The organism is Providencia sp. PROV201, assembly GCF_028479545.1.
GTDB classification, from domain to species: domain Bacteria; phylum Pseudomonadota; class Gammaproteobacteria; order Enterobacterales; family Enterobacteriaceae; genus Providencia; species Providencia huaxiensis.
Genome location: NZ_JAMPNW010000061.1, coordinates 1 through 1,071, shown reverse-complemented (window position 1 = coordinate 1,071; position 1,071 = coordinate 1). Strand labels below are relative to the sequence as shown.

1 protein-coding gene is annotated in these 1,071 nt (G+C 42.8%); it reads left to right on the top strand.

Features of this window, described 5'->3' with window-relative positions; all coding sequences use genetic code 11:
• Positions 1 to 296: 296 nt before the first annotated feature.
• Positions 297 to 827: a reverse transcriptase family protein gene (locus PR809_RS20175; RefSeq protein WP_442959989.1), complete on the top strand. Its 531-nt coding sequence runs from the start codon at positions 297 to 299 to the stop codon at positions 825 to 827.
• Positions 828 to 1,071 lie beyond the last annotated feature (244 nt).

Here is a 1,071-nt window from a genome sequence, read left to right as displayed (position 1 = left end):
TCAGCACAGAACTAGCTATCAAAAGCAGGAAACTAGTACAAGATGAAAGATTGGATCAGGTCATACCTAAGAATACCATCGACATTTGGACCTATTCCAGGAAAAAGAAACTACGACCCTGCCACCTCACCGGCCTCAGGTAGATTTGAAATCGACCTAGAAGAAGGAGGAAGGCTACCTCAACGAAAGGATATACCCATTGGGGGAAACAGAACTTGAGGAGCTAAGGAAGTATATCCAACAGAACCTGGAAAGAGGATGGATAAGGCCATCGTACAGCCAACGGAGGGTCCCCCATCCTATTCATTAAGAAGAAGGATGGAAAGCTAAGACTCTGCATCGACTACCGAGCCCTTAACCAGGTTACCAAGAAGGACAGATACCCATTACCTCTAATAGGAGAAGCATTGGACAGACTAGCGTCAGCCAAATATTTCACCAAATTGGACATAAGGGATGCCTACCATAATGTTCGCATATGGGAAGGAGACGAATGGAAAACGACCTTCGTGTCCAAATATGGAACCTACGAATACCTAGTAATGCCGTTCGGACTGACCAATGCGCCGGCGTCATTCCAAAGATGGATCAACGAAGTACTCAACAAATACTTAGATATCTGTTGCATAGTATATCTGGATGATGTACTCATCTATTCGGAAAACATGGAACAACACAGAAGGGACGTTAGCTCAAATCATGGAATCCATCAAAGCATCAGGGATGAGGTGCAAACCAAGCAAATGCGAATTCCACAAAACAGAAACAGAATACCTGGGATTTATCATCAATCAGGAAGGAGTACAGATGGACCCAGTCAAGACTAAAGCCATATGGGAATGGGATTACCCAAAGAACAAAACAGATATCCAGTGTTTCATGGGATTCTGCAATTTTATCGAAGGTTTATGAAGGCTTTAGCAGGACAGCGAAACCCCTATACAACTTAACCAAAAAGATATGAAATGGGATTGAAAACCTGAAGCCAGAAAGGCATTCGACGAACTAAGGACAAAAATCACCAGTAGACCAATATTGGTTCATTTCGATCCCAAAAAAGAAACCATAATT